At 41.6% G+C, this 9818-nt stretch carries 7 protein-coding genes; 1 reads left to right on the top strand and 6 read right to left on the bottom strand.

Features of this window, described 5'->3' with window-relative positions:
* The 6 genes from AC1DWN_RS19835 to AC1DWN_RS19810 form a co-directional block, all read right to left on the bottom strand.
* The coding region (locus tag AC1DWN_RS19835) for a hypothetical protein (protein WP_477560632.1) at positions 1 to 1892 on the bottom strand (1892 nt) is incomplete at its 3' end.
* Positions 1893 to 1965: 73 nt separating this feature from the next.
* Positions 1966 to 4101 carry a right-handed parallel beta-helix repeat-containing protein gene (locus tag AC1DWN_RS19830; RefSeq protein WP_477560631.1) on the bottom strand — a complete coding sequence of 712 codons (2136 nt, stop codon included), beginning with the start codon at positions 4099 to 4101 and terminating at the stop codon, positions 1966 to 1968.
* 164 nt (positions 4102 to 4265) lie between these two features.
* Complete coding sequence (locus AC1DWN_RS19825) at positions 4266 to 4514, bottom strand: hypothetical protein (protein ID WP_477560630.1); 249 nt, start codon at positions 4512 to 4514, stop codon at positions 4266 to 4268.
* Between the two features lie 73 nt (positions 4515 to 4587).
* Entirely contained in the window at positions 4588 to 6087 is a 1500-nt protein-coding gene (locus tag AC1DWN_RS19820; RefSeq protein ID WP_477560629.1) for an ABC transporter substrate-binding protein, read from the bottom strand.
* Between the two features lie 73 nt (positions 6088 to 6160).
* Positions 6161 to 7054, bottom strand: a complete 894-nt coding sequence (locus AC1DWN_RS19815) for a carbohydrate ABC transporter permease (RefSeq protein ID WP_477560628.1) — start codon at positions 7052 to 7054, stop codon at positions 6161 to 6163.
* Between the two features lie 21 nt (positions 7055 to 7075).
* Positions 7076 to 7996 (bottom strand): ABC transporter permease, encoded by a 921-nt coding sequence (locus AC1DWN_RS19810; RefSeq protein ID WP_477560627.1) that lies wholly within the window; start codon positions 7994 to 7996, stop codon positions 7076 to 7078.
* Positions 7997 to 8196: 200 nt separating this feature from the next.
* Here AC1DWN_RS19810 and AC1DWN_RS19805 point away from each other — a divergent pair.
* On the top strand, positions 8197 to 9818 hold a 1622-nt coding region (locus AC1DWN_RS19805; RefSeq protein ID WP_477560626.1), incomplete at its 3' end, for a cache domain-containing protein.

Below are 9818 nucleotides of genomic sequence, written 5' to 3'. Positions count from 1 at the left end.
TAACAGACCATAAGCTTATTCCCCTCCATGCGGATGACAGTCTCATCGGTTCCGTTAGACACAAGAACCGGAACCGTTACCCCAATTGCAGWTAATTCCGTATTCTCTGCTGCCTCCACAGTCCATGCCGTTATCACCCCTTCTTTTGCAATCCGATAAGATTCCGTGATCGCCGCTACGCCTTCGATACCAGGCCTTGGCAACATATCAGCAACGCCTCGCAAATAGGCTGGTTGCAGATCATCATCTGGTGTACGCAAATCCATATCATTTAAAAGCTGAAGTCCCGTAGATTCGTAACGTATTTTGAAGGCTAACGCATCATCGCCCTCACCCTCACTCTCAAGCAAAGCATTCCAATGTAGTTTTTCAGGTTTCGTTGGCGCCCCGTCCGCATTTAAGGAAGCAAATGTTTCGTGCTTTCTTCTCCCAAAGCCAGCTAACCTGTGCCAGGTACCATGTCCATCTCTCCAGGTCAGCCCGATAGCTGCTGGCGTATGGGGGCGTGGAATGATTTGTTTGGCTACAAAATAATTCAAGTGAATATTGCCGTCGAGCCCAGCTATCCCCATCGAGAGAGCCGTTTCCTCTAGACAATCCGCTTTATGGAGCCGCACCCATCCGGTTGCGTCATGACCCATTTGTGCAGCTGTATCCATAACGAGATGATATGCACCTTGTTGAGGTGACGTAGTGGCATAGATCCGGTTAAAGGACTCAATTGGCACCACATATCCGCCCCAATCAGCCGGTGCTGCCTTTTCGGATATACTCTCGTCAGCGCTTTCATAGCACGAAGCTGCAATTTGAGCAGCATACAAGCTGTATGTCGAATAATAGGCATAGAATTCCCACCCGTTACGGAGTCCGCTATCGAACCGATTTTTCAACAACCTAAATTCAATAGGATCCTCTATCCAGCGCAGAATGGATTGTAGCGCTTTTCTTGCAGCTCGCTTGAAGACTCCTGCCCATTCTTGCTCTCCTTCTTTGGCATAAAGAGAGGCTTCCCGTTCACAAACATTAGCAAATGTCAATTCGTTCCAAATAATTTGGTTGCTCCTACCTCCGCAGCTCGTTCCCCCGGTGGTAGTTTGCATAAACAACATTGTTTGGGCACCTTTTCGAAGTTGTCTTTCTAGAAATGTCTTCCATTCACCGTTATAACCGGCATCTATTAACCCGCTAAGCTGTTGGCGAGCAGCCAAATCATAAGCAACAGGGATATTTGGATCGCGGTATAGTCCTTCACGCGTAAAACGCGTCATTTGCGGTTTCAAATATTTATCGATGAATGACATAGAATCCGTGAACCCTTCGTTAAGCCTCATCATTTCCCCATGCATGGCATATGTAGCCCAGTTACGAATGGTACGAATATCCGGAAAAGTTCGGAGCGTTTGGCAATACGTTACCTCAGGCTCAACGCTGGACAAACTTGCTTTCCAAGCATCTCTCCGCTCCGTATCTACCATCGGTGCTAGAAGTTGATACGCCCGAACCAGCATGTGCGTAGTGAAATCGGCATGATCGTCAGGGACTTTGTTCTCACCCAGACAAGTGCTGGCCCAGTCCATCGCGAGCAAAATCTGTTCTTTGAGATCCTTGCAGCGATCGTTGTCTAATAGAATAGCTCCGGCTTTAACAAATGAAGCGGATGCGTATTCGTGTTCTTTCCCGTCGCCAGGATCCAGTATTCCTCCGTATTCACTTAAATACGGGACGAATTGACGAACTCTCGCTTCGGAAAAGTCCAAATATACGTCACGTGTTAATCCGGTTTCTTCGAGACCATCTAACTTGCCTTTTTCTTTAAATGCATCGATGACTTTCTGAATAGGGTTTAACCCGGATGAACTTTCTAAATAGTCCAGTTCGTTTGCTGTAAACATGCTGTACCTCCTAAAAATCATGTCCTATCACGTAACCGTTCCAATCGTGAAATCACTACTTTCTCCCATTACTTTACCCTCTTCGTATGGGATTCGGTTCATACACTTTAAGTGATGATATCATATCGCTTACCGTAACTCCATCGACCTCCGCAGTCACAGTAATTTGTGTGTTTCCTGGAGCGATCGCACGAACGACACCATTACGTCCGACTTCGGCAATATCAGGATGTTCGCTGCTGAATGTCATATGGCCATAAGGACTTTTATATCGACCGGTTGCCGAACTCCCCATTACCCACAACGTTGTACTATCGTCTACTTCGAGTGTTTTAGTTGGAGAATACATAGATACTTGTGCAAGCACGTAATCATCCTGTGTTCCTTTGTTCAGTCCAATCCTGTCATACGGTATAGATTCGAATCCGGGAATATGAGTGAATACAGGCGCATCTTCGCGAAGATTCCAATTCTCATTTTCTGAATCAATAAATCCGATATCTTCGCTTGTCCCCCAATTGTCTTGAATGAATCCTGAAGCTGATGCATTACCATCAATAGACATTCCAGCTGATTTGTAGATCACATTGTTTTGTACCGAATTATATTTAGCTTCACAAGGAGAATCAGTCCATATATTTTCTAGATTCGGGAAATAGGTAAGCCACGGTTCTTCCTTATAAGGTACTTCTGCCAAATTCACGGGCAAAGATCCACCTGCCGCACAATGATAAGCTGCCCACCCTAATCCACGTTCATCAAGCGATATAGATACTCTGTTATTCAATATCACATTATTTTCTACGATATTATTCCGTCCCCCGCCAACCATTATGCCGTAGTCGACATTCGAGAAAATATTGCCGTAGACGGTGATTCCACTCAACATATCATCTAGATAAACGCCTACCTGATCGGATCCAGCCTTATTGCCAATGTCATGAATATAATTGTATCGAATGACTGTCCCCTGTGCAGACCAGTCACGTCCACCGTAAATGGCGCCCGCATCGCCTGTCTCATTAACGACGTTATAAATCTCGTTATATTCAATAATGTGGTTGTTACCGACAAACTGAATAGCTTCGTGTGGCGCATTATAAATCAAATTATTAGCAACGCGATTACCCACACCCGTAATGTTCACAGCTGGAGTATATGTCCGTTGGATCCGACTAAAATCATGGAGGGTATTATTCACCGCATAATTTTCACCGGGTGTTAGCGTCGCACGATTACCGCCGTCTAACAAGATCCCGCCTTTTCCAGTTCCATAAATTTCACTGTTAGTTACCCCATTATAATGACCATCAAGGATAGTTACTGCCTTATCTCCGATTTTCAAAAATGTAGAATCAGTAATGACATTGTTCGAGCCACCATTCATCTCGATCGCTGTTCCACGCGTTAATCCAAATTTAATTCCTTGGAATGTGGTGTTGGAAACCTCTTTCATGGAAATAAGAGGGTCACCCAGGAGTGAAATTTCAATCTCACTATCTTTGAGCTCGCTCGGAGGATATAAGTATAATATGCCGCTATTGCGATCCAGATAATATTCGCCCGGCACGTCAAGCTCCTCCAAAATATTAAAATAATAATAACGCTGACCTTTTTTCACTGAATATACGCTGGCCTTAGTTGTGCTTATTTGTTTGGTCACCTTATTAATATCCTTAATTTGTAACGTTCCATCAGCCCAGTCCCAGAACCAATATCCAAACATCCATATATCGTTGGTATCCGCCCAGTTACTCGGCCTTTCATCAAGGTATCGAAAGGTGGCTCCGTGATTATAGATCGGAGGTAAAGGGCGAACGCTGTACTCCTCACCAGCATTTCGGGGATCTGCACCTGGGTCGTCGACCTGCTCGATTCGGAGAAATCCATCGCCATCGCCTACATTTGGATAGCGCGCCAACATTAATACATCCTGATTGAAAAATAGTTCCGGCGGCTCTGGAGCCGTAGGCAACCCAAACCCACTTTGTATGATTTGGCCGAAATTAGTAAATCCTTGTGAACGCAAATCGAACTGATAAACTTGATCGACCACTGATGTTGAAAGTCGCTCTCGCACTGACACGTCTGTGACAGGTTTGAAATCATTCGTATCCATCGTTGCTCCGCCGAGGATCGATACTTCTTCGCCTGGATATGCTCGATATACGATTGGTACTTCATCCGTTCCAGAGTCCTGTTCATTCAATTCAAACGAATAGGTCCGCGGATATACCCCTGCGCTCGAAATAGACTTGAAATATGCGCCTTTCGATCTCCTCTTTCACACGATGGACCACCCATGGATGCAATTCATCTTTAAGCAAGTGCACAGTTTCAGCTAATGTGAATGCGGTAATACCTGAAGAAGGTCTACCGTTTCACGAGGTGGGACTGGTTGATCCCTAAAGTAAACTCCGAAAAAAGCGGCGATCGGACGGGATTTTCTATCAAGTCTGCTGCTTGCTTCTCCAGAGAACGCCAGAAATCCGAGTAGTTCACATCCTCCCTGATTCGTCTCCAATTATCAGAAGCATTTGCTTCTGCATAAAGTGTATAGGGGAGATGTTGCGTCTCCTCCAATGCGTTCTTAAGCTGCCGAAATGTTAATTGCTGAATCATCTCATTCATCCTTCCCTAAAAAAAGTAATGGGGAACCATTTCATACTGGATCCCCATTTATTTTAATCAAAATTTATTTCTGCGTCTGTCTCCATTCGTCAACTTGCTGTTGAAGCTCAGCCAGCACTTTATCGTGACCAGCTGCTTTTCGTTTATCCATCATAGCCTTCAAGATTTTGTCCACATCATCAAGTCCGTTCATAAGAATAGGCGTATACTCGGCTGTAATTGCACTCAATTGAGCGATTTCATTTTCAACATTTTTACGATCAAATGTGAAACTAATGGAAGGGTCAATCATAGACGAATCATTCAACTTCTTTGTTTGCTCCCAAACGTCATCCACTTGTCCAGGTACGACAAAGCTATTAAGTTCGTTGCCAAACAACCAGCCAGGCACGGAATACGAATCAGGTTTAATTTCAATACGATTATCTGAAACCTTCGTGTAATCCTGCCCCTCAATACCGTATTTAAGCAAGTTGAACAACTCTTTATTCGTATCAATCAGATTAATTAACATCACCGCACGATCCGGGTTTTTCGATGTGGCGCTAACGGCATTTAACGTACTAGTAACAGCCGATTTACTAATGACGGCTGGACCAGTTGAAAAATTAATAACATCAAATCCATATGATGTTTTGAGTTCGGCATCTATTCCTGGTTTCTGACGGCTATATCGACTGGATACTTTTCCTGCCTTAATTAACGATAGCTCATCCTTAATCGTAGCAACATCCTGCGGGAAGAAGCCCTTTTCATACCATTCTCTCATCTGCTTAAACTGACTAGTCAACTGCTCAGGTTGGAAATATACTTTCCATGTTTTTGTATCCAATGCAAATCCAAATCCAGCTGTTCCTTCAAGCAGTGGCGCATACTCCATAAAGGAAGTCGGAATACCTGCTCTAATTGCCGAAACACCTGGCTCGCCATCCTTAATCGTCTGGAAGATCGGAGTCAAATCATTCAGCGACTTCACTTTGGTAACATCGAGATTATACTTATCGACAAGATCCTTCTTCAACCATATACCAGGTTGATCACCCATAATTTGATTATTTGGAATGCCATACGTTTTCCCATCCACCTTAACCGCATCCCAAATTTCTTTCTTAAACATGCTTTGCAAATCTGGGTATTTCACCAATATATCATCTAAAGGAACATAAGCACCTTTACTTACATTATTCAAATAGTTATTCGTCCAGCTTGCAGTGAAAGAAATATCATATTCTTCTCCTGAAGACATGACTAACTGCATCTTTTTCTCGTAATCACCTGGATTGATAAATTTGAATTCTAGCGTTGCTTTGATTTTGTCATTGATAATTTCATTCGCCTTCTGCATAACAGAGGCCATATTTTTCGGCTCTGCGCTTCGAATATACCAAACTAACTTCACTGGCTTTAATTCTTCAGCTTCTTGGGTTACTTCTGGTTGAGCGGTGGCTGTGCTTGTACCGGTACTACTCGGAGTATCCGTCTTTGATGAACAACCCGCTAGTAGCATCCCCACTGTCAAAATTAAAGTTAAAACCACGCTCATCTTGCTTTTTCTTCTTTCCATGTACAACCCTCCATGATTATATGTTTATTTTAAAACTAGAATATAGAATTCTAGTCTTAATTCGTACTCAGGGCTAACCTTTTACCGCGCCTACTGTCAATCCTTTGGCAAAGTACTTTTGAAAGAATGGAAAGACAAAAAGCATCGGAGCTATTGCTAATATACACATGGCCATTCTAGTTGATTCTGTCGGCAGATTAGCTAGCATTGTTGCATCCACCTGCCCGCCACTTGTCATATTTTTCAATATCTCTTGGATATTACTCATCATAACCTGCAGTAAATATTGCAGTGGAAACAAGGACTGGTTATCGATAAATAGAAGCGCATTGAACCATGAATTCCAATAGACAAGCAGCTGCATCAGACCAATTGTTGCTAAGACTGGTGTAGATAGTGGAATGATCATTGTAATGTAAATTCTAAGCTCACCTGCACCATCGATTTTGGCCGATTCCACTAGGGAGTCTGGCAGTTGCTTGAAGAAGGTTCGCATCAGAAACATATACCAGATATTCCCTAACAAAGGAAGAATTAATGCTGCATACGTATTTTGCACATGGAAAAACTTCGTCATTAGTATATAGAAGGGAACAATCCCTCCACTGAATAATGTTGTAAAAAACAAGTAGAAGGTAATGAAGCTACTGTATTTAAAACTCGATCTCGACAAGGCGTATGCGCACATAGAAATCATCAATACGGACAAAAGCGTACCTACTGCTGACGTGAACATCGTAACTTTGTATGCATTTACAATAATTAAGGGATTGTCGAATATATAGCGGTAAGCTTGAAAATCCAGCTTAATCGGTATTAAGCGGTAACCAAAGCTCGAAATATCGTGTTCATTGGATAATGAAATCGCTAAAATGGACCATAGCGGAACAAGAAACAATGCAGATACAGCGATGAAAAACAAATGAATCGGCAGCATAGACAGCCGGTATGACCTAATACAAGCCATTCCCTCTCCTCCCCCTTATATCTAAAATAACGAATTGTCGGCATTTATTTTGCGAACTAAGGCATTCGTTCCAAGCACTAGCAGTAATCCTAGAACAGATTTCGTCAGTCCAGCTGCGCTGGACATCCCAATATTTCCAGAATCTATTAATGCTCTGAAAATGTAAGTGTCCACTACGTCAGTTGAGCTGAATATGGTCGGCGAATTCATGGGAAGCTGRTAGAACAAGCCGAAGTCGGCCGTAAAGATATGTCCTATTGCTAAGATCGTTAGAATCGTCATAAGCGGATAAAGAAAAGGTACAGAAATTTTGGTAAGAATCTGCCACTTACTCGCTCCATCGATTTTGGCCGCCTCATAATAGGTAGGATCAATGCCTAGGAGCCCTGCATAATAAATGATTGCGCTAATCCCTATCTCTTTCCACATATTAGCTAGCGGCATTATATAGATCCAGGGGCCCGACATATTGTACCAATCTACTGTTCCAAATCCGAGATCAGCTAACCATTGATTTAACATCCCGGATCTTGGATTTAAAAAAGCATAGGCCATGTAGGCGACCACTACCCATGATAAGAAATGAGGATAGAACATGACCGACTGATAAACTTTGAGCAGCTTCTTACTTGTTATTTCGTACAAGAGTAAGGCTACAAAGACCGATCCCAGCAAATTAAGAACAATAAACGCTGAATTGTATCCTAACGTGTTACGAACAATTCGCCAGAGATCAGGTGACTCGAATAAAAACTTAWAGTTACTTAAGCCCACCCAGTCGCTACCTAAGATGCCTTTGTTGAACTGGTACCTTTTGAAAGCGACGATCGCACCAAACATAGGTACATAACTGAAAATAAATACATAAATGACGAGTGGTAAAGTCAAAGCAAGTAATACTTTGTTTTTGCTAAAATCCTTCCGCCATTCTCTAAGCTGCATAATTCGAATCAACCTCCTTCTGGCATTTATCGTAACTCATGAAGTTTCGTTTAAGAAAGATACAAAAAAGAAGAAACGGTTTAAATATGGGGTTTAAATTTTGTGAATGAGTTCAATCCGGACTAAGMCAATTCCAAATTCGTTGCCTTTGAATTATAATAACTAGTATTCAACAGGTTATTGCGTGAAGGGAGTGCCTAATGAAAAAGAGGTTTTTTCATACTAGCCAGCTTTATTTCTATAGCATGTTTACTAAGATTACTTTCTTGCTTACTTTAATCATGTTCGCACTCATTTTGTTTCTACATTTCAACTTTACAAACTACAGCATCGGGCTTATCAATTCGTCGAATCAGAAATTAATGAACCAGATTTATCAAAATGCGCTACAAATTAATAACTCTGTGAGAACCTATACAACTGCTATTTTTAATAACCCCAATACAGCCAAATTAATGCTTAGTGACGACATTTCTGTTCTTGATCAGCTTAACAGCATTAAGGCTATTGATATCGCTTTAGGAAGTGCGCCTTTTATTTATTCCGCCTACGTGTATAACGGAAAAACGAATACCTACTATGCCATTGGACCGAATACAGTCATTAGGAAAGACCAGTTTTACGATACGGAACTCGTTCAAATGTTTAAGGATCCGAAGAGTATTCTATCGCATACAACTTTTCCTAGAAAAATTCCTGTTTCAGAATTAAATCCACAGAAGTTTGAGAATGTATTTTCTTACATACTGCCTGAGTATTTTCCTGATAAGCAGCTTAAAAACGCTCTTGTCATTAATGTACAAATGGATTGGATCTTCAATTCACTGGCTTCCTATCAAGAGTCTGATTCCTTAAACGGTAATAATATCTTAATCATGGATCATAACGGGAACGTTATTGCGAATTCTGATCAAGAAAAAGACTTGTTCTTAAGCAGCTTGTCTGACGAACCTTCTGTTTCTCAAATATTAAACTCACCCAATAAATCAGGTGTGTTCAAAGCTGACTTTAGAGGTACTTCATCAATCATTACCTACATTTCTTACGAAACTTCGCCATGGATTCTGGTTAACATTACTCCTTACAAATATATTGCTGGAACAGTAAGCAAAGTGAAAGCGATTACAGTGACAATTGGATTAGCTATGCTCATTATCTGCCTCATCACGGGCTTCTTACTTTCGAAAAATSTCTATAATCCTGTTCGAAATCTTAGAATGACAATTGGTCGTCTAAATAAAAATCAAACACCGAATCAGGAGCATAACAATGAATTCGAATACATCACAGATTCCATTCATAGCACCCATTTTCATCTGACATCTCTAGAAGATTTTCGAAAAACAAATCTTTTCACATTGAAACAGAATTATTTAAAAGATCTCCTCTTGAGTAAAAATATGAGGGAAGTGGACTATGCGTCGTTTTTCAAACAGCATAATGTTCACTTTGATCCAAAAAGTAGCATCGCCCTTATTCTGTTCAAAATAGATCATTATGCAGCCTTTCATGCTAATTACAGTTCTAAAGATCAATCCTTATTGAAATACTCGCTTCTGAATATTGCGAACGAAATCGTGCATCCATCCTACCAATGCGAATCTATTGATGCGGGAAGTGATCATGTTGTTACTTTATTAAACATGGAAATAAGCAGCGAGGATGAGCGCGATTCCATAGTTCATATGGAGCATTTGAAGAGCTTGGTACAAGAGATTCAGAGTGTGTATGCCAAATACTGCGCCATAAGTGTTTCAGCCTTTATTAGCGAGCCCGTAGCCTCGATTATGAGCGTTCGCGCCTTATATGAGAGAACACTAGG

Source organism: Paenibacillus sp. P4_A7 (assembly GCF_056402455.1).
Note: the sequence above shows the minus strand (reverse complement) of the source record. Positions and strands in the feature narration are given on the sequence as shown.

What these genes read in the sequence shown, in the direction of transcription:
- AC1DWN_RS19815 (WP_477560628.1), bottom strand. Translation starts at nt 7,054, where the DNA reads ATGGCTTGTATTAGGTCATACCGGCTGTCTATGCTGCCGATTCATTTG.
- AC1DWN_RS19825 (WP_477560630.1), bottom strand. Translation starts at nt 4,514, where the DNA reads ATGATTCAGCAATTAACATTTCGGCAGCTTAAGAACGCATTGGAGGAG.
- AC1DWN_RS19820 (WP_477560629.1), bottom strand. Translation starts at nt 6,087, where the DNA reads ATGGAAAGAAGAAAAAGCAAGATGAGCGTGGTTTTAACTTTAATTTTG.